This window comes from Clostridium sp. UBA4548 (assembly GCF_002387895.1).
In the GTDB taxonomy this organism is placed as follows: domain Bacteria; phylum Bacillota; class Clostridia; order Clostridiales; family Clostridiaceae; genus Clostridium_J.
Genome location: NZ_DGLI01000009.1, coordinates 26,482 through 48,341, shown reverse-complemented (window position 1 = coordinate 48,341; position 21,860 = coordinate 26,482). Strand labels below are relative to the sequence as shown.

The 21,860-nt window shown below is 30.8% G+C and carries 18 protein-coding genes and 1 riboswitch; all 18 genes read right to left on the bottom strand.

The genetic code is table 11. The features are described from left to right. Positions 1-148: 148 nt before the first annotated feature. Positions 149-1,252, bottom strand: a complete 1,104-nt coding sequence (gene ribD, locus B3040_RS03240; RefSeq protein ID WP_349679159.1) for a bifunctional diaminohydroxyphosphoribosylaminopyrimidine deaminase/5-amino-6-(5-phosphoribosylamino)uracil reductase RibD — start codon at positions 1,250-1,252, stop codon at positions 149-151. Positions 1,253-1,405: 153 nt separating this feature from the next. Then, positions 1,406-1,519: riboswitch (FMN riboswitch) on the bottom strand. A gap of 253 nt (positions 1,520-1,772) precedes the next feature. After that, a complete protein-coding gene (locus tag B3040_RS03235) occupies positions 1,773-3,089 on the bottom strand; it encodes a B12-binding domain-containing radical SAM protein (protein WP_291570134.1) in 1,317 nt (438 codons plus the stop codon). 15 nt (positions 3,090-3,104) lie between these two features. Further along, the gene (locus B3040_RS03230) at positions 3,105-4,466 is read right to left on the bottom strand and encodes a B12-binding domain-containing radical SAM protein (protein ID WP_291570131.1); all 1,362 of its coding nucleotides are present in this window, start codon (positions 4,464-4,466) and stop codon (positions 3,105-3,107) included. 200 nt (positions 4,467-4,666) lie between these two features. Next, a complete protein-coding gene (locus B3040_RS03225; protein ID WP_291570129.1) occupies positions 4,667-6,022 on the bottom strand; it encodes a B12-binding domain-containing radical SAM protein in 1,356 nt (451 codons plus the stop codon). A gap of 1 nt (position 6,023) precedes the next feature. Beyond that, a complete protein-coding gene (locus tag B3040_RS03220; protein ID WP_291570127.1) occupies positions 6,024-6,668 on the bottom strand; it encodes a class I SAM-dependent methyltransferase in 645 nt (214 codons plus the stop codon). Positions 6,669-6,824: 156 nt separating this feature from the next. Continuing rightward, entirely contained in the window at positions 6,825-8,132 is a 1,308-nt protein-coding gene (locus B3040_RS03215; protein WP_291570125.1) for a B12-binding domain-containing radical SAM protein, read from the bottom strand. A gap of 96 nt (positions 8,133-8,228) precedes the next feature. Beyond that, the gene (locus B3040_RS03210) at positions 8,229-9,323 is read right to left on the bottom strand and encodes a GNAT family N-acetyltransferase (RefSeq protein WP_291570124.1); all 1,095 of its coding nucleotides are present in this window, start codon (positions 9,321-9,323) and stop codon (positions 8,229-8,231) included. Between the two features lie 77 nt (positions 9,324-9,400). Then, complete coding sequence (locus B3040_RS03205; RefSeq protein WP_291570122.1) at positions 9,401-10,399, bottom strand: GNAT family N-acetyltransferase; 999 nt, start codon at positions 10,397-10,399, stop codon at positions 9,401-9,403. A 532-nt stretch (positions 10,400-10,931) separates the two neighbouring features. Further along, a complete protein-coding gene (locus tag B3040_RS03200; RefSeq protein ID WP_291570119.1) occupies positions 10,932-12,377 on the bottom strand; it encodes a sensor histidine kinase in 1,446 nt (481 codons plus the stop codon). A 52-nt stretch (positions 12,378-12,429) separates the two neighbouring features. After that, positions 12,430-13,125: a response regulator transcription factor gene (locus B3040_RS03195; protein WP_291570117.1), complete on the bottom strand. Its 696-nt coding sequence runs from the start codon at positions 13,123-13,125 to the stop codon at positions 12,430-12,432. Further along, positions 13,071-13,742, bottom strand: coding sequence for a phosphatase PAP2 family protein (locus B3040_RS03190; protein WP_291570115.1), 672 nt, complete (start codon positions 13,740-13,742; stop codon positions 13,071-13,073). The genes B3040_RS03195 and B3040_RS03190 overlap by 55 nt, the downstream gene beginning before the upstream one ends. 17 nt (positions 13,743-13,759) lie before the next feature. Then, complete coding sequence (locus B3040_RS03185; protein WP_291570113.1) at positions 13,760-14,953, bottom strand: glycosyltransferase family 4 protein; 1,194 nt, start codon at positions 14,951-14,953, stop codon at positions 13,760-13,762. A 494-nt stretch (positions 14,954-15,447) separates the two neighbouring features. After that, positions 15,448-16,344, bottom strand: a complete 897-nt coding sequence (locus tag B3040_RS03180) for a DMT family transporter (protein WP_291570111.1) — start codon at positions 16,342-16,344, stop codon at positions 15,448-15,450. A gap of 47 nt (positions 16,345-16,391) precedes the next feature. Beyond that, the gene (locus B3040_RS03175) at positions 16,392-17,816 is read right to left on the bottom strand and encodes a sensor histidine kinase (RefSeq protein WP_291570109.1); all 1,425 of its coding nucleotides are present in this window, start codon (positions 17,814-17,816) and stop codon (positions 16,392-16,394) included. 644 nt (positions 17,817-18,460) lie between these two features. Next, entirely contained in the window at positions 18,461-19,147 is a 687-nt protein-coding gene (locus B3040_RS03170; RefSeq protein ID WP_291570106.1) for a Crp/Fnr family transcriptional regulator, read from the bottom strand. Positions 19,148-19,503: 356 nt separating this feature from the next. Then, on the bottom strand, positions 19,504-19,947 hold the full coding sequence (locus B3040_RS03165) for a gamma-glutamylcyclotransferase family protein (protein WP_291570104.1): 444 nt from the start codon (positions 19,945-19,947) through the stop codon (positions 19,504-19,506). Positions 19,948-19,959: 12 nt separating this feature from the next. Further along, complete coding sequence (gene pcp / locus B3040_RS03160) at positions 19,960-20,601, bottom strand: pyroglutamyl-peptidase I (protein ID WP_291570102.1); 642 nt, start codon at positions 20,599-20,601, stop codon at positions 19,960-19,962. A gap of 270 nt (positions 20,602-20,871) precedes the next feature. Further along, positions 20,872-21,843 (bottom strand): DUF979 domain-containing protein, encoded by a 972-nt coding sequence (locus tag B3040_RS03155; protein WP_017416312.1) that lies wholly within the window; start codon positions 21,841-21,843, stop codon positions 20,872-20,874. Between the last annotated feature and the right edge of the window lie 17 nt (positions 21,844-21,860).

The window sequence follows — 21,860 nt, the reverse complement described above, 5'->3', positions numbered from 1 at the left end:
ACCTATGTGCTTTTTATTTTTACTTTTATTCTTTATTAAAAGTTTATTTGAAATTATGTTTTTTAATCTTCAGTTGTCTAAGTACTTTTACTTATATTCATTTTTATATAGTAAACTTTTCTTTACCTCTATGCTTCAATTAGTCTTCTTATTTTTCTATGTATCCCTCTACCATTAAGTCCTGCCCAAAGTGATGAACCCTTATTTCTTTAAGAGTTATCGCATCTTTCATGAACTCTTTCCCAATTCCTCCCACTGGAGTTTTTGAAGTTTCACCACCTATAATCTTTGGAGCAATAAAAGCATTGACTTTATCCACAATTCCTTCTTCTAGAGCTGAGTAGTTAAGCCTACTTCCCCCCTCTAAGAGAACACTGTCAATTTTCATTTCTCCAAGTATTTTCATTAAGTAGGTTAAGTCCACACTATTATTTTTTAAAGGAGTAACTATTATTTCTGTGCCTTTTTCCTTAAGCTGACGTATTTTATCCTGATTTGCCTTCTCAGTGGTAGCAATTATAGTCTTTGCATTTGAGGAAAGATTTAATACCTTTGCCTCTAAAGATATTTTTGCTGAAGAATCCACAATTATTCTAACTGGATCCCTAGAGTTTACACCTTCTAATCTGGTAGTAAGCATGGGATCATCTACAAGAACAGTACCAATTCCCACCATTATTCCTGATAATCTATGTCTTAATTCGTGTACGTATTTTCTTGAAGCCTCTCCTGTAACCCACTTTGAGTCTCCTGTATAAGCTGCAATTTTACCGTCTAAAGTCATTGCAGTCTTCATAACACAAAAGGGAGTACTCGTTATTATGTACTTTAAAAAAACTTCATTCAGCTTTTTTCCTTCTTCCTCTAGGACACCAGTGACCACCTCAATACCTGCATCTTGTAAAATTTTTATTCCTTTCCCACTAACCAAAGGATTAGGATCCTTTAAGCCTATAACAACTTTTTTAATTCCTTTCTCAACAATTGCTCTTGCACAAGGAGGTGTTTTTCCATAATGAGAACAAGGCTCTAAGGTTACATACATAGTTGATCCTTTCACCTCTTCTGTGGCATTTTTAAAAGCATTTATTTCTGCATGATGGCTTCCATAAACTTCATGGTATCCTTCCCCAATTACCTTTCCATTTTTCACTATAACAGCTCCTACCAATGGATTAGGATTTGTAAAGCCAATGCCCATTTCTGCAAGTTTAAGAGCTCTTTTCATATACTGAATATCCAACTTAATCATTCCCTTCCTAGGTACAGCTCATATTGTGCCTATAATATTAAAAGCCCTGAGATTTTATTCTCAGGGCTTAATTCCTTATACTTTAATAATACTATAGCCAAAAATACGTAAACTATTCCTAAGTTTACATATAAAAGGGTACTGTAATATTATATTTTTCTTCTTCCATCCAGACTATACTGTCGGCTTCGGAGTTACACCGAATCTGCCTTACGGCTCGCGGGCTATACCGCCGGTGGGGACTTACACCCCGCCCTGAAGACTTATTAAATTGTTGTAAAATTCACAAGCTAAATATAACACTGTGTATTTTATTAGTCAATAGGAATTTTACTTAAAATAGTAAATTCCTTATGCCTTTATCATATAAATATTAACTATTTATCCCATTTATAAACGCTAAATTTCAACAGTAAGTGTAATATTAAAGACTTACTATTTTAAGATATTAAGCTAACAAGTTCAAAATTAATTTAGTTAGTAATTGTAATTATTTTATATTACATATATAGAAATTAAATCAGATAATATTAGGAGTTATTTTTCTTTTAATTTGGTGTCGATAATAAAAATTCACTGACAAATAAAATAAGAAAGTGAAAGGTCTTTTGAAAAACTCAGAATGAAAAATAGTTCTTTCCATAATGTTTCTTACAGCAAACACATCATTGTAAAGTTGCCAATAGGCCTCTGTGAGCTGCTGTGGAGTCATATTTTTAGGAATGTGTACAGTTTCTGTTCCATTATAAGAATATATGTTATGATTGCAAATTCGATTTTCTTTCATCATATCTTCATAAAACTTCGTTCCTGGAATAGGCGTTAAAATGTAGAACCTAGGAACCACAATTTTATTATCTCTTATAAAGTCACTAGTTGCCTTAATAGATTCTAAGGTATCACCTTCAGCACCCACTACCATTTCTGTGGACACATCTATTCCTGCCTTTTGTATTTTCTTTAATAATCTTGGATAATCCTTTGGATTTTCCCAAGCTTTATTCATACTATTTAGACTTTCTTTGCTTATGCTTTCGAGTCCAAAACTTAAGGCTATACAACCACTTTTAGCTACAGCTTTTAAAAGTTCTTCATCATCCCCAATTTTTACAGAGCATTGAGACAACCATTGCATGTTTAGCTTTTCTATTTCTCTACAAAGTTCAAACATATAATCTCTATCTGAAAGTATATTGTCATCTAATAAAAGGAACTTTTTAAACCCAAGTTTTTTCACCTTCTTTATATCCCGTATAACATCTTTAATTTCTCTTCTGAAGTATTTAGTTTTATAAAGGCAATATACTGAACAAAAACTACAAGCGTTTGGACACCCTCGTCCTGCTTGCACCGGTAAAAAATCTCCTATTTTTTTATTTAGGATCAAGTCATATCTCGGCACTGGTGTTTGTAAAGTTGTTAATTGTTTTTTATATAAAGGTTTAAGCTGTCCACTTTCATAGTCTTTTAATAAATCTTCCCAAACAGACTCTGCATCTCCAACAACTACTGCATCACAATACTTTTTTGCCTCATCAGGCATAAGACTTACCATGTAACCTCCTAAAATTACTGTTTTTCCTCTTTTCTTAAACTCTGCTGCTATATCTAAAGTTCTAATAACTGCATGTCCCATACTACTTATGGCAACTATGTCTGCATCATTTTCAAAATCTATATCTTCAATGGTTTCTAAGATTATTTCCACCTGGTACTCTTCTGGTGTTAAGGCAGCTAGAAGTGGTAAGGCAAGTCCTACGAAGTATAGTTTCTTTTTTTTTATGAGTTTACCAGCATTATCATAAGGTGTTGGTTGAATTAGTAATATTTTTTTCATTAACTCTCTCCTTCACTATGATGTAATCACAAGTTTTAAATAGGTCTTCACTACTCCAAAAGACCCTTTTGCCATTCTAAGCACAGTACCAGGTCCAAATCTTTTTATCATATAGGAGGTGCTATTCATTCTAATATTTATATAAAGTACAAACCTTAAAAGTTCAAAATAATATCTTCTTAAAGACATTTTTGAAGGTATTATAGTTACTTTGCCAAAACTCCATGCCTCATACTCCATAGGATTGTATATAACTCTTTCCTTATACTCCTTATACATTGGCAAATTAGGAAATGGGGTCAATGGACTAAAGGTGGATATCTCTGGTTTAAGCTTTCTTACATAACTTTTCATGTATTTAAAATCCTTTAAATCCCAATCAGGGTGAAGCATAAAAGAAGCCCAAACATCAATACCTATTTGTTTTAAAATTTTGCTAGCTTTAATATTATCCTCTACAGTGGATTTTTTCTTGTAGTTTTTCATTTCCTCGTTATTAAATGTTTCATATCCCACAAGGACAGCTTTAAGCCCATTATCCTTTAACCTACTTATGGTATGTGGATGAGATAATACACTATGAACACTGCCATAACAAATAAAATTCTTAACTATACCTTCTTGCTCTAATAAATCACAAAATTTTTCTAATCTCTCTTCGTCATTTAAAAAATCATTGTCACAAATCATAACAGACGGCTCTTCAATTTCCTTAAGTTGTTTTATTATCAAATCTAATTGAATATCCTTTTCCTTAGCACCTTCAATTCTCCACCTTAAGCAAAAATCACAGTTTTTGCTGCAACCTAAAGAGGTTTGCATTATAGCGCAGGGTTTATAGCCTAAATAACTATATTTACTTCTATATTTTTTAGTTGCTATTCTATCTGGTACCATATATTCATTTCTTCCATGGACGTTGGTTCCTATAAAGTCCAAAGCTTTACTATGAATTCCATCTATAGGCTCAACGATTCCCCTGGATATGATGTGCATAAACTTTTTCAAATTGTCTGTTGTGGTATATTTAAACACATGATCTATGTGATTTGTAAAAAATCCTTCTGGATTTAAATAAGCTTGAGTTCCCCCTACAAAGGTAATTACCCCAGGTTTTAATTCCTTTGCTTCCTTTGCCAGTCTTATAACATTGTTTACATCTATACAAAGAGAAGTTATCCCTACTATATCTGGATTGAATTCTTTAAGGGTTCTTGAGAAATTTTCTCCAGTTACCATTAGATCTAAAATTTCAACACGGTGATCTTCTTTTAGAACTCTGTATAGACATTCAAGTCCTAGAGGTTCACAAAACATCATTTCTCCTAGAGTAATAGCTTGTTTAATTCTTGGAGGACGAACAAGTAAAATTCTCATTTAACCATCTTTCCTTTTCTATTTTATTTATATTTATAAAATCAAAGTTACTACATAACTCTTAGTCAATTTTACCATGGCTTTTAAGGTTTCCAAATACATAAAGCAAGTCACTACATATGAACCTAATATATGACTATTTTTCAGATTTTACCCAAATTCCGCACTAACCCCGTTGTCTCCTAAAGACTTGCATAAGATTATTTCCCCCTAATAGCCTTTAACATATATTGCATTGATATATTAGAACTTCCAATAGAAAGTTTCAAAGTTTCTAGGAATCCATATTTCTTAATAATATATAATACATTTGATGGCCTCATGATGATCTTGTAATATAGTTTTATTATATTGAAATAATAACTTCTAATGGATAGCTTTGATGGGGTCACTGTCATGTGAGCTAAATCCCACTTTTCATACTCTTCTCGCTTTACTATTAACTGGTTTTTATACTGCTGAAATAAATCTGTTCCTGGAAGTGGAGTGAAGGGCTGAAGGTTAACAAATCTTATATTAAGCTTTTTTATCCACTGGTATAACCTGTGAAAATCCTCTTTACCCCAATCTATTCCTAGTATTAAAGTAGCATAACATTCTATATCATATTTTTGAAGAATTTCAACAGCTCTTTCATTTAATTTCACTTCAGATTTTTTATTATATTTTATTAACTCTTCCTCACTTGAAGATTCAAGACCTACAATGCAAGCCCTAAGCCCTACTTCTGAAAGTTTTTCAATCACTTGTTGATTTTCAGCTATAAAATCTGCTCTTCCATAAACTAAAAACTTTTTTTTAATTCCGTGAGCTTTAAGAATTTCTGCAAACTTTAATAACCTTTCCTTGTTAAAAAGAAAGTCATCATCTACAATATAAACTTCCTCTTCTTCAATATCTTTTAATTCACATACAATATCCTCTAAATCTCTGGTAAAATACTTCCCATCAGTAATGTTTCTACAAAAGCAAAAACTGCACTTATAAGGACATCCGTAAGAAGTTTTAATAAGTGCACAGGGATTATGGAACATGTAATAGTATTTATTTCTATACCTACTTACACTTTTCCTATCTGGATGCTTCCATTTGAAATCCATAGCTTTCTCAATTGTTTCACCGTCATAGGTCCCCGGAATTTTAGAACACTCATGTGTTTCTAAGGAATTAATAATATTTATAAAAGTTTGAATTCCATTAGCTTTTATTATATAGTCAATGTGCTCTGATAAAAAATCTTCAGGTACTACTTCTGCATGAACTCCTCCCACCACAACTTTTATAGCCCTTGATACCCCTTTTATTTCTTTTGCATAATTCTTAATTACATTTACATGAGAAATATACCCAGTGATTCCCACTACTTCAGGGTTATATTTTTTTATATAATATTCTAAAGAATTCTTTTCTAGAATCATATCTAGAATTTCTATCTCATGTCCTAAAGGTTTAATATTAGCTACTAAATATTCAAGTTCTAGAGGCTCACAAATCATTACACTTTGAAGTCCTATAGTTTCCTTCGGCGGCCTTGGTCTTACTAGTAAAATCTTCAAACTATTTCCTCCTTAATTTAAAAACTACTATAGATGGCATATAAGCTCTTTCCCTTATAAGAATCTCTTTTTCCAAAATAAAATAGTCCTTTGTCAGTTCTCTTATTTCCTTTGGACTCAAATATTTAGCCTTAGTAGTAGTGAATTTAACTATAAACATAGCTACTTTATCATAAAAACTTCTTTCAGAAGCTTGAGCTAAAATTAAATATCCCTGGTCCTCTAGCAAATTATAAAACTTTTCCATAGTTGCTTTTTTGTCTTTATAATAGGGAAAAGAATGGCTACAAGTTATAATGCCATACTTCTTTTCTGCCTTAAATTCTTCTATTGAATAGTTGCTATAGCTAACTTTTGAAGCCTTATTTCTAGCTTCTTCTACCATTGCCTTAGAATAATCTATTCCTTCCAATGAATAAATATCATCCCTAAACTCTTCATCAATTTCTCTTGTTAGCTGACCTGTACCACATCCCACATCAAGAAGTGCTATTTTTCCTCTATTTGTAGATTCATTATTTCTTGTATTCTCACTTCTAATTATTTCTTCTATCTCTTTTAGGATAACTTTTCTAGTTGGTCCTAAGGAATATTTCTGAACCCATAACCTTTCATATTTCGATGCCCAAAAGTCCCAAATACTCATAATTATTCCCTCCTAATCTTTATACTCAAATTAGACTTATTGTATTATACTAACCTAACTTCCTGTACTTAAAATGTTTTCGCCCTGACGTGAAATCCTTATATTCAATAGTACATAAATAAAAATTTATAGCCACTTGAAAGGTGCTTAATAAACTCATTGTTTCTTAATGGACTTTTCATTGTTGAAAAGCATTAATTTTAAAGTGTTAAAATACACCTTTAAATGCAGGATATAAAAATAAAAATAGTACTTTAAAACAGAAAGATTAGTTGGTTTAATTAAAAGATGGAGAAAATCCATCTTATCATAATTATGGAACCTTATTTCATCTTTATATTTTTCATAAAGTTCTGTACCTGGAAGTGGTGTATATATTGAAAATGTACATAACTTTAGTCCAACCCTTTTAATCCATTTATATAATTTATTAAAATCCTGTTTTTTGTAATTAATGTGAGTTACAAATAATCCAATGCACGCTATTTCAAATTCCTTTAAAAAAGCCACACAATTTTCATTGATATTCTTATCCGTTCCCTTAGAAAAACCTTGAAGTTCTTCACTATCCACAGCTTCTAGCCCAACTATTACTTGTTTTATACCTATTTCCTTCATAAGAGGAAGCAAGTCTTTATTTTTCACAATAAAATCAGCTCTAGAATAAATTATAAAGTTCTTCTCAATTTTATTTATTCTTACCATATGAGCAAAAGCTATTAATCTTTCTCTAGAGATAAGAAAAGTATCATCTATAATCCAGATATTTTTGCAATTAATACTTTTTATTTCTTCTACAACACTTTCTAATCCCCTTTGAATATAAACTCCTCCATTTAAAAGCCTGCAATAGCAAAAGTTACAGGAATAAGGACAGCCATAAGAAGTTTTAATCATGGCACAAGGTCCTAAATTTAAGTATTTAAACTTATTCTTATTTTTATAGAAAAAAGCTCTATTTGGAGTTTTTTGCTTCTCCGGATTAAAAACTTCTCTTTCATTGATCTTCCATTGACCTTTTTCTCCCTTACAACAAATACCCTTAATCCCAGAAAAGCAGTCCTTATTAAAGCTACCACTAGCAAGATGTTCTAAAGGCTTATAACCTCCTGAGTAACATACAATATCAATAGCCTCATGGAAGAAATCCTTATAGTTAACTTCTGCATGTACTCCTCCTACTATTATAATAGTGCTTGGATTAGTCTTTTTCATTTCTACAGCATAAGAAATCATAGTGGACACATTATTTAGATAACCTGACATGATAACCACCTGTGGCTTTTCTTCTTTAAAAACTTTTAGGGTGTTCCTCTTACTTGTAACTTCGTCTTGAATAAAATACTGAAGTTTATAATCCTCTAGTAATGTAGCTATATATTCTAACTCTAAAGGCTCTACTACAATTGGAGAAATCACATTGTATGCACTTTGAGCTTTTGTTCTAATTAGCATTATTTTCATTAAAAATCTCCTTTAGATTTATTTATATATACTAAAATACTCAATACTTCTAACCAATTATTCCCTTTAGTATGTTTTCACTTTGCTAAATAGGGTCTACTTAATGCATTTGCTAACTTCTACTTCGTACACATTAAACTTTTTGTGTTCTTGAAAATCAAATACCAACCCACAATTCACTGAAGGAAAATTATAATCTAATATCCAACTTGACTCACAATACTTATACTTATTCTTAGAAAGGTCATAACACTTTCTTAAAAGACCAAAGGCTACTCCTGTATTTCTGTACTTTGACATAACTCCAAGCTCTACAATTTTTATCTTGTCAATATTAAATAGGTTTATTTTATTTTTTAATACAGTTCCAATTCCAAAACTTTTATAAGGTGGAACTAACTCATGAAAGTCAGGATACCACAATAAAAATCCTATAGGTTCATTTCCTTTATAGGCAAAGATAAGATTTTCACCTTTAATTAAATAAGATAAGTCTTTAAAAAGTTCAAAATCCATAGAAGCTTCTCTTGGATAATAAAATTTATGTTCTTTAAAAATTTCATTATTAAGCTTAGTATAAATATTAATCTCACTTTTAAGGTCTTTAATATTCATAGTTTTAAAGGAGTAGTTTCTATTAACTCTTTCTATAACCTTATCTATCTTAGACATATGAAATTCCTTTAAATCCTTTATTAAGGAGGTAAGTACAACCTTATTATGTGGATAGGCTTCAAAGATTTCTAAGTAAAAGGGAGGATTGTAGGAAGTACCAAAGCTTTGAGGAGTTTCAAAATGGCTGCTAAGAATACCTAACCCGTAGTTCACATGACCATTCATACCAATAAGTATTTTGGGTATTCCTCTTTTTCTTGCTATTTCAATAGCATAATCAATCAAACCCCTTCCAGCCTCTTCTTCTCCTTTCTTGCACTCAAAAAAAGAAATCTGAAGATAATCCTTGTAATCTCTTTCATGGATTAATAAGGCAGCAGCAAAAACTTGTCCAAATTCTTCAACTAGCACTCCCTCTATACTAGCTTTTTTTGAAAAAGTAGTATTTTTAAAGAGCATATCCTTTAGAGTTAGCTCCTCAGAATTCTTCATGTAGGGATTATTTTTATATAAGCTTCTTCTAAAGCTTATAATTTTATTTTTTAGCTCTTTAGTATTACAATTTATAATTTGCATTATAATCCCCTTTCATAATTTTATTTCAATAAAAAATAATTTTTATTTTCATTAACACTTATAAGTTTAGTTTAAATCTAAGGAATTATTTTTTCATTATTTATAAATACATGGTACTTTTTAAAATTATATTTATAACTTAGAAATGGAACTAAATATTGAATTATCTTATTTAAAGCCCTATTAGAACTATGAATGTATAAGTACTTTTCTTCAATTATACATCCTAGCCTCAATTTAGCATCCTCAGCCGTTTGTCCCATCTTTATACTTTTTGCTCCACATTCTATTGCCCTAGCAATAATATGATAAAGCATATTAAAATATAAACTGTGCTTCTTATTTACACTATAATCTATTCCTCCAAATAAAAAGTAAAAGGTTTCCTCTTCTTTAAAGGTTTGAACAAACCCCACAGTCTTTCCCTCTAGGGTAAAAACTGTGGTATCTGCACTATTCTCTCTAAAAAATTCTATAGGTAACTTTTCAAGCTTAAAACTTGATTTATTATAAACATTTTCATATAGCTTATAAAGTTCCCCTGTAAACCTCTCCTGTTTTTCTAGCTCCCTTATATCTAGCAATTTTCCATGTTTCCTTATTTTATTATATCGATACCTATGCGATGGTTTCATAGCTTCTAAGTAACTCTGAAAGCTATTCCAGGGCAGTTCCATAATACAATCAGGTAAAGTATATCCTCTTTTTAATTCTTTAAATTTATCATTACTATTAAGCACTACCTTTATTCCCTTTATTGATTTTAATACCTTTAAAAATATCGCTTCCTTTTCACAACAGTATCCTGACGCTGACACTGAAGCTGGAACACCTATAATAGTTATGGGTATGTCTAACTTTAACTTGCTATAGGTAAACATATTAAGTTTTAACTTATATGTGACAAAACAGTATTTGTTTTCATCTTCATCAGTGACGAAATAGTATTTAGCTCCACAAGGATTGGTTTTTTCTAATAACTTTAAATACTTCCTCTTTAATAAAGGGGATTTTTCCACTGCCTCATCCCAACAATTTGGAACTTCTTCTACTTCGTCGAAAACTTTTATATTCATATTACCCCTCACTTGAATTTCCCTAAAGCTTTAATTAAATTCACTTTTGAAAATTTACTTTCATAATATTCGTAACTTAATTCTAACATATAAATGACATTTATAAATATTATCACTGCATAATCTCTTTGATATAATTCACAGCCTATTACTTGTACTTATAAAATTTATGACTTTAATATATGTATTATAACTTTCATTTTTAAAATTTCTAAGGAGCCAATTGTAGTACTTCACTAATTTGCTACTCCCTTATTATAGGGAACCAGAGTTAAAACTTAATTTATACATGAATCCTCCCCTGGTTCCCTTAAGGGATTATGAAGATGAATAAGTTAAATTTCTATCATGGAACCCTATAGCCAAAATACTTCCAAATAGCTTTTTTAGTGCTAGGATGCTGTGTTCATTACACCTTTAACATTAACAATTTCATCATCATTTCATTTACACTTAGAAGTTACTAATTGCTCTTCCAATAATATTTAAAGATATCTATAAGAAAAAACGGAAGTCAATTGACTTCCGTTAGTTATTGTTCATTAGTAACAGTTCTAAATCTTACATTGAAACTTACATATCCATCCTTATACTTAGCTTCAATCCACCCTCCTTGAAGTTGCACTATGCTTTTTGCAATAGCAAGCCCCAAGCCACTTCCTCCAGTATCCGAAGACCTAGATTTTTCTGCCCTATAAAACCTGTCAAATATTTTTTCTAAATCTTCTTCTCTTAAATTATCACATTTATTCTGTATACTAACTACTGCTACATCTCTTTCTTTTGTAAGAATCACTTTTATTTGTCCTGGCTTTAAGCTATATCTTATAGCATTCATAAGAAGATTTTCAAAAACTCTTACTGTTTTAGCTGGATCAATATTAACAATTACTTTTTCATTTATAAATTGTTCTGTAATTACTAAGTTATTCTCTTCACTAATAGGACTTAATTCATCTATAAGTTGATCTAGAAGTCCATTTAAAGCTATATTTTGTTTATCAACTCCGACTCCACTACCGCTTAGCTTAGTGTACTCAAACAAATCACTTATTAGCACCTCTAGTTTCTCCGTCTTATTGTAGGCAATAGTTACAAAATCTGCTAGCTGCTCTTGCCCTTTATACTTGTTTTCCTTTATAAGCCCTAAGTAGCCCTTAATAGAAGTTAGTGGAGTCCTAAGGTCATGAGAAACATTTGTTATTAACTCACTCTTTGTTCTCTCTGCTTTTCTCTCATTTTCAATTCTTTTTTTTAACTGCTGAGCCATGAAATTTATGTTATTAGCCAGAGAGCTAACCTCATCTTCCCCCCAAATATTGATTCTGTGATCTAAGTTTCCCTTTGAAATCTCAATAAGTCCATGGGACACTTCCTCAACATATCTCATTTTCTTATTAGTTATAAAGTAAAAAGACAAAAGGAAGGTTAATAACGCTGCAACATCCCCAGCCATAGGATCATTATTGGTTTCATAAACTATTTGCCCTTCAGGTATTCCACTTACAATGACATACCCTTTGCTATCAGTAAAATTTATAGGATAAAAGCTTACATATTCCTTGCCTTCGTTGAGCTGATATTGGTCCCTATACTTTGTTATTTCCATGGCACTCTTTATTGTTGTATAGATATCTACTTGTGTTTCGTTTGCATTTTCAGATTTATATAAAACCTTCCCATCTAAATCCGAAATAATAGTTTTAAAATTATGATTTTGTGAAAGATTATTTAAAATTTCATCAATAGCCTTCTTATCATTTATACTTATTTGAGAATTGGTTATATTATCCACTATATTCCCTGCTTGATCGGCCATTCTCTCAGTGCTTCCACTATAATCTATTCTTGCATATCTGCTTCTATCCCTAAAGAAATCATTTGTAATTCCTGAAACTATTGTGGACAGCAAAAGGCAAATTCCAAAAATTGTAACTAGTTCTAGCCTAATACTTTTTCTAACTTTACTCCAAAACATTTGATACAAGTTCGTTATTGGGGAAAACAACTTCTTTATAAACCTCGGAAATCTAATTTTCAATTTTATAACCTACTCCCCATACAGTTTTTATAAATCTAGGTTTTCGTGGATTTTCTTCGATTTTTTCTCTTATTTTTCTTATGTGTACCATCACCGTGTTGTCTGATTCAAAAAAGTCTTCCTTCCACACCATAGAATAGATCTTTTCTATACTGAAAACCATGTTTTTATTTTTAGCCAAAAGATATAATATCTCAAACTCTCTTGGGGTAAGCTTTGCCTCTTTATCACCCACTCTAACCTCATGAGTGTTAGTATTAATAACTAAATCCTCTATCTCAATTATATCATCTTTTTTCTCAATAGTAGTGTTTAACCTTTTATACCTTCGAAGTTGAGACTTAACTCTAGCTAAAAGTTCTAGGGGATTAAAAGGTTTAGTAACGTAATCATCTGCCCCTGTAGTTAGTCCCATTATCTTATCCATATCCTCTGATTTTGCTGAAAGCATAATTATAGGCATGTTTTTATCTTCCCTAATTTTCATGCAGGCTTCTATACCGTCCATATCAGGCATCATCACATCTAGAATTATTAAATCAACTTCCTCACTACCTAAAAGTTTTAAAGCTTCTATTCCATTGCTAGCCTTTAAGACTCTATAATTTTCGTTTGCTAAATATATTCCAACTAGGTCTCTAATTTCTTTTTCATCATCCACCACCAAGATGGTTTCTTTATCCATAATAAGCACCTCTTTAAATTAAAATTATCCACAATTCTATATGCCCCATCTGCAAACACAATTCCAAAAACCACATCTAAAATAACATGTTGTTTTACCAAAAGAGTAGATATGATTATTAACCAAGCTGTGAAGCTTACTAGATTATTTACTTTTAAATTACTACTTCCACTTTTCCTCATACCTATTATCATAGCATAGCTAGTTAAAACATGTATACTTGGAAAACAATTATAGGGATTATCTGATTTATATACAATGCCTATAATTTTAGTTAATATGTCATCACCTATTAATTCAGGTCTTGGCACAGTGGTTTGGAAGAAGAAATATACCACATAACATAAAACCATACCAAGAATTAAAGTGCTTAAAGTTTTATAATAAACTTCTTTGTAGTAAAAACAAAAATATACTAAGGTCAGAAGTATAAAAGGATACCATAGCATATAAGGCAAAATAAACACTTGCGAAAAAGGTATTATTCTATCTAAATCTGTTACAAGAGAGTAAACTCCTCTATTAGAATTATTTAAAACTCCATAAAATATATTTGTTATAGGAATTAAAAGCATAAGCATTAGGGAAAATAAGTTATCCTTTATTTTTTTAATCATGACTTACTTCTCCACCTCTAGTAATTTAGCCCTGAAGCTCTTACTCCGCTATGATAAGACTCTCCATAGCTTACTGCTTTAACATATAAATCTTCAACTCTACCAGCAAAAGTTTTACTTGAATATTCATTAGCCTTGCTCATTGCTTTCCTACTCAACTCTTTTCTTAGTTCGTCATTAGCTAAAATTTCACTAGCATACAAGATAAACTCCCAGGAATTCTTATAGGAAAATCCATTAGTTCCCTGAACTATTACTCCATCTATGGCCTTATCATATCTGCAAACTATAGGACATCCACAACTTAATGCCTCAATATAAGTTAAGCCTTGAGTTTCACTAGTAGAGCCTGTTACAAATACATCTGCTATTTTATAGTATTTGTAAACTTCCGTTGGTTCAACCATGCCAGTAAAGATTATAGACTCTTCTAAGGCATTTTCCTTTGTCAACGCTTTTAACACTTCAAGATGTGGACCTGCACCAACTATTAATAGTTTAGCCTTTGGCACTCTCTCTAGAATTTCAGGGAAGTGGCTTATAAGTTCATCAATATTCTTTTCTTCAGCTATTCTGCCTACATAAGTCATAATTTTATCCTGATCACTTAATCCTAACTTTAAAAGAAGTTGTTCCTTTTCATCCTGCCTAACATTATTTTGAAACCTACCTAAGTCTATGCCAGTTGGTATTATATTAATAGGACAGTGAAGTCCATATTCCCTAAGAGCAGTTTTAGTCTTATCTGTTGGTGCAATTACTTCATCCACAGAATCTAATATGAACTTTGTAACTTTAGCTGCTCCGCCTTTTTTAATAACCTTGCCTCCTAAAATATATCCTAAATAATCCTCGTACATGGTGTGATAGGTGTGCACTTGAGGAATATTTAATTTTTTAGCTATATGCTTTGCCACTAACATTGTTGAAAACTCAGTTTGAGAATGAACTATATCTGGATGCCACTCTATAATCTCCTTTATAAGTTTATTATAAAAAGGAACCTTGATTCTGGCATCGGGATAAACATTAACTTTTAAAGATTTCAAATAATAAATATCCCCTTCTATTCTTTCCTCTCCTGTATGCGATAAAGTAAGAATTCTAACCTGATGTCCCTTCTCTTTCAGTTCTTTATATAAATTACTTGTAGAAATCACAACTCCATTAATCATTGGATAATAAGTGTCAGTAGTTAATAATATCTTCACCAGTATAACCCCCTAAATAAAACCATAAAATAAGTTCTCTATTTTTATATTATATATGTATATCTATTTATCTAATTCTAAATCGCCAGAATGCAACTTGAAGATTTCTCTCTGTGAAAGTTTTTCTTCACTTCCTTAAAGTGTTTTAATTCACAATAAGAAGCATTCAACTTGAATTCTATACTATAATTATAAAAGCTACTCCTTAATAAAATTATAGTATAAATCTTAAAAATTTCTTAAGATTTATCAAAACTCAATGAAGAAATAGATTATCCCCTGCACTCTTTATTTTACAATGATTTTTTATTAAAGCTTATTATATTATTATGAAGTCTAGCAATTTAAAAAATGTTTTTAACCTCTCAATATTAACTTTAGGATTTATTTAATAAAAATGTCCACTAAAAAGTGGACATAATTGATTATGTATTTATATTAAATTCACGGAATATATATTTTTATTGTGATTATAATATGCTCTATGTTTATATTTAAAGAAATAGTAGAGATACCCCTACTAGGGATATAACTGCACCAGCAATTTCTCTTAGTGGAACCTTTTCTTTAAAAATAAATATTGCTGCTGGTATAACTAATATGGGTGTTATCGATGTTATAGTGGAAACTATACCCGTTGGTGCATACTGAACTGCAAGTAGAGATAAAGAAACTCCAATAAAAGGACCAAAGAAAGATCCTAAGGAAATGTGTTTAATTGCTTCTTTATTTTTTATAGCCGCCTGTACTTCTCCCCATCTTTTCCACATAGTTATTACAACAGAAAATCCGATAATTGCAGCTATTATCCTAATTTGTGTTGCTGCAAAGGCATTATAAGCACCCATTCCAAACTTACTAAATACTAACCCAAATGCTTGTCCTAAAGCACCGATGAAAGCATAAAGCATCCCTTTAGCAGAATGAGATAAGGTTACTTTATTATCATCAGGATTTTTGCTGAAAATAACTATTATAATTCCTCCCATGGTTATAAACATACCAATTAGCCCTAACAAGGAAATTTTTTCATCCATTAGTATAAAACCTGTTAGAGCTGTTATAGGTGGTACCGTTGACATGATTAACATAGCTATACGAGAACCAATTTCTACATAAGCTTGAAATAAAAATAAATCTCCTATTACGAAGCCTATTAATCCTGAAAAACTTAACCAAATCCAAGTAGAACTTGAGGCATCAAAGGGTAAAATCATCCCCCTAGCCAATAGATTAAATAAGGAAAGCAGGAAAAATGCTATTACTAACCTTATTAAATTTACTGCTAGAGAACCAACTTTTTTCCCAGCCGATTCAAAAGCTACAGCAGTAATTGTCCAGCATAATGCAGTTCCAAAGGCCGCAATTATGCCCAAATTAAATCCATTCATTATTAATCCTCCACTTTTATACTCTAAGATTCTACTAACAAAACTTTTTATGAATAAATGTCTGAAAACTCTATGTTAACTCTTTCAACATGATTATCAGTTACCCCTACCAGTTCAATTGCATCAGCAGTTTCTTCTACTAAGATTATAGGAATCGATATTATAAACTTTGTGCCTTCTCCTGATTTGCTTTCAGCCTTTATATTTCCTCCCTGCATTTCAACGAAGGATTTTACTATAGATAACCCTAATCCACTTCCTTCATGATTTCTCGTAAAAGATTTGTCTACTTGAACAAACCTATCAAATATTGAGTTTAATTTGTCACTAGGTATACCAATACCATCATCTTCTACTACAACTTTTAGATTAGATTTTTCATCATAGATATTTATTTTAATTTTTCCATTGGATTTTGTAAACTTTATAGCATTTGAAAGTAAATTTAGCATAACCCTTTCTATTTTATCTGGATCACAAGCTGTTACCTTCTCCTCGATTTCAGTGTCAAACTCGATAGTAATCCCTTTATTTTCTGCATATTCTACTACTGATAAAGAGATGTCTTCTATAATAGGTATAATATTGTGATTTTGAAGACTAATATTGAAATAACCTGCATCTATTTTTGTCATGTCAATTAGATTATTAATTAATCTTAAAAGTCTATAACAATTTTGCTTTAAAGTTTTTAGCCTTTTACCCAATAATAAATCTTCTTCTATTAACTCTCTTTGTTCTTTTTCTAACAATTGTATGGTTCCAAATATAATTGTTAAAGGAGTTCTTAACTCATGTGACAAATTAGAAAAGAATTCATTTCTTAATCTGTCAATTTCTATGGCCTCTTTTAACTTTCTTTTCTCTTCTTCCATATTTTTTTGTAACTTTTCCAGTTCCTTTTGTTCTGTAATATCCTTCAAAATGTTTAATACAGTAATTTTTCCATTTATTTTTAAAGGTGCAGAAAAAGCTTCCACCTCTACTACTTCTCCACTTGCTTTAGTAATTAAATTTTCAACTAAGGGTTGAAAATTATTTTCATTTAGCGCATTGTTCAACCTCTGTTCTCCAATTATCTCAGTGTTGAGTTTTACAAAATCATTAACTGATCTTCCAATTAGGTCTTTAGGATCTTCTAGGTTAAAAAACTTAGCACCTTCTTTATTTGCATAAATAAACTTTAATTTCTTATGTATAAAAACTGCATTAGGCAGTACTTCTATTACTTTATCAAAAACCTTTTTATCCTCTTTAAACTTTTCTAGATTTGTATGTATTTTAAAAGCACTAATAAGTTGATATCCATTAGATAATATAAATAGCACTACTAATATTATTATAGTATATTGATTTATTTTGCTTTTCGAAATTACCGCGTTGACAAAAAAGCAACATAAAATGAAATTCATAATGTTTCCTAATAGAATTTTATAAAGTAGTTTATATTCTTTCAGCTTTAAATTTGACATTTTTTCCCCCGAAACCTAAATTTAATTTTAATTTAAAGTTTTCTTAATATAGGTCTATAACTAATATAATATCTCAAGTCTATATCAAATTTCAACAAATTTTGATATATTTTACCCATAATTTTATTTTCTTCCTAATTAACCATTTTATAGTTCAATATAAACTTATTATTCTTAAATATTATTTTTATTTTTTTCGCCATCTCAATGAGATTATATTTTTATAATAAATGAAACATTAATTTTTAGATAGTTCGTATCTTTTCGTTTTTAGGCTAACTGCTTTCCTATTTTTAACAATTTATAGTTGATAAAAGTTTTAAATACATCATAGAATCCTCAGTTAATCAGATAAAAATATACTTATGCAACTTCTTGCATAAGTATATTTTTATCAAGGTTTCATTTAATTTAAAATTAAATTAACTTTCTCATCACTACATTTAAATAATAAACAACTAGTCGAGATCTTGCCAGGCATTGCTTTTCCCAAATCCTCAAGTGTAATCTTCTTAACTTCCTAATATTTAATGATATTTTGGAAGCTTCTGGTCTGCCAGCTTCTTTACTGGGCTGTTAACCAGCCTTGCAATTACTTAGCTTAGGTAAATTGCTAGGCAATATAAAAAGGATGATTTTTAAACTTAATCATCCTCTATAACATCAATATATTGTTTTAAAGCTATTGGGTCATTAAGAATGATTTTTTTGCCATCATAACTTATAATCCCTTCATCAATAAATTTATTTATACATCTAGTCACTGTTATCCTTGAACAACCTATGTTATTAGCTAACTCTTGATGGGTAAGAGGTGTATCAATGAGTACTTGTGCTAGCTCTCCAGCACCTATACTGCAAGAGGCAAGTCTTAAAAGAGCATCTGCTATTCTTCCTATAGAATCGTTAAACACGTTATTTGTTAATTGAAGCATTACTATTCTATACTTTCTTGTAATGCTGTGAATAAAATATCTATATATATGAGGATTATTTTTTAATTCCTCCTCCAAAATATCTTTATGTATTATAGAAACCTTTGCTTTTTCCTTTATAATTCCCATGGTAAAGCTAGAGCCTCCACAGAAATAATTCATTTCTCCCAATATCTCTCCTGGGCGTAGCATATATAAAAGTTTCTGATTTCCTTTAGAACTTAAAATATTTACCGATACTACTCCATCCACTACTATTCCAAAATAATTATTATAATCAATATCAAGTATTTCATTTTTTCCGTAATTTCTTATAGAGCCAGCTTTGCTAAGTTCCTTTAAAAAATAGTCTCTCATTATGGTCTGTCTTTTTTCATCGAATAACTCATTATACATAAACTTCCCCCCAATTCTTTGTTGAAAGTCCTATGGAAATTTCTATAAATAATTATGCTATAGTTTGTTATAAGCTCCTCATTACTTAAAATACGTAATATTAATGTATACTATTAATTAGAAAATTATATCAAAGTTATAGAATTTTTTCTATGAAATATTGAATATTTCTTGATTAAAGTATTATTTCTTAATAGTGGTACTTCTAAAGTAAAGATAAACACAAGATTTTTATGGTAGAACATTTATCATTTAAAATTTGTTTTAATCTTAAATCTATTTTTCTCAAAAAAAATAGTAATTTAGATTTACCTAAATTACTACTTTCTTATTTCTATCATTTTTACCTATTGGTTTCATGCTAAAGCTTTCATTAGAAGTTGTTCCTTTTCAAGAAAACTTCTCCAGTCTCCATTTTTGATATAAGGATTGTTCTCTTTTAACTCTAGCCCATCCTTAGCATTATATATATAAGCATTTGCCAACTCTTCCTTGCCATTATCTAAAAGTTGTACCTTGATAATTTTTCTATTATACTCATTATCAGGATTTCCTTCGCCAAAAAAGTGTTCCATGGCATCAAGCTCTTTTAAAGTATTTTCGTAATCACATACTTCAATAAGCTCTCCGTAAATGTAATCAGTACCTTCAATCATTGCTGGATACCCACACTTTGTAAGGTGATAAAGCTCTCCCTTAGTTCGTGCATACTTTCTGCTAATCACTTTCCCTTTAAGGTATTTTTCATGATTGAAAAGATCTTCCATTAGACTACCGTATACAAAAATCTTTTTAGTCATAAATTCCACCTCCTAGCATATTTTCCCGTGTGACACCTTTATATCTTCCTTATTCTCAACCGTAGCTTTAATTGCAAGTTCCAAGCCCCTTGAAATCTGCTGAAGACTCATATAAGGTGTGTTAGCTCTTGTTATAACCTGTTCAGGAATAAATGGAACATGGATAAATCCCCCTCTTATGCCTTTATACTTCTTATCTACAAGATATAAAAGTCCGTACATAATATTATTGCACACATAAGTTCCTGCAGTATTTGATACTGCTGATGGAACACTTCCTGCTCTCATTTCTTCAACCATTGCTTTAATTGGTAAAGTTGCAAAGTATGCATTTTCTCCATCTTCAAAGATCTTTTCATCAATAGGCTGATTTCCATCATTATCTGGAATTCTTGCATCATCAATATTTATAGCAACTCTTTCGATTGATAATTCAAATCTTCCACCAGCTTGTCCAACACATATTACAACTTGTGGCTTTTCCTTTTCTATAAGCTCATCAAGCTTTTTAATTGACTTTCCAAAAACTACTGGTATGGATGCTTTTACAATTTCTGCTCCTGAAATTTCCTCTGGTAGCATTTTCACTGCCTCCAAGGATGGATTTATTTTTTCTCCTCCAAATGGTTCAAATCCTGTTACTAATACTTTCATTTCTTTACCTCCCAAATATTTTGCCTTAGACAAATATTTTGTACCTTTAAACTATTTATCTTTTGAAATAACTTTTGGAGAATAACATAGTTCTTCAAAAGTATACTTTATATTCTTTCTATTTGAATTAACAAAACCACTAGACTTTTAATTACATCATTATTCTAATGGTTTTGTACTTAAACCGTGATTAACTCATTAACTCCACTACCTGGATACTATTGTGTAACTTTAGAATAACTATAGTAATAGTATTAGGCTTTTATAATTTTAAAAAGCCCACACATACATAAGAACTATATGAATTACAAGCATTGTGATTGCTACTGGTGCCTGGTATTTAATTACTCCATTTTTCTTATCTTTCATTTCAAGGATTGCTGTTGGTACTATGTTGAAATTTGCCGCCATAGGTGTAAGTAAGGTTCCACAATATCCTGCTGTTAAAGCTAAAATACCTGCTATAGCTGGATTTGCTCCTTGTGCTAGTACAAAAGGTACTCCTATACCTGCTGTAATTACTGAGAAGGCTGCAAAAGCATTACCCATTATCATTGTAAATACTGCCATACCTACACAATATGCCACAACCCCTAAAAGTAGATTTCCATCTGGAATTACACTACTTATTCCTGAAGAAATAACCTTACCAACTCCTGCCGCTGTAAACACTGAACCTAAAGCCGCAAGCAACTGTGGAAGTATATTTACTGGTCCAACCACTTGAAGTAGTCTACGTCCATCCTCTGCCATTTCACTTGTTTTCCCTTTTGTATAGTAAAGTCCAAGAACCGCTGCTACAACAGTAGCAATTCCAAGTGGAACAAGGGTTCCAAGTTGTTTATTCCATATTTGTGCAATTGCAAAAGCTAAAATTGCAAGTGCTAAAGCTGGTACAAATATTTTATTTCCAACTCTATCAGCCGCCGCCTTTTTGAACTCTGCACTTGACTCACTGAACTTATTAACTTTAACTACCTTAAGCGCTGATAAAACAGCCATTACTAAGACTAAATACCCTACATACACATCTTTAATATATATATCCTTATTTCCCCATAACATTCCAACCTTACTAAAGGTAAAGATTATACCCAGTATGGACCAAAATAATGCAGTAGGTATTCTTGAAGGGTGATTTTTATCTTTTATTGTTTTATAAGCTGCAAAGAAGGTTACAAGCCCCATTATCACATATAAATATTCAGTTAATATATCTTTTAATAAAACTGGACTATTCATGTTTCCACCTCCACTTT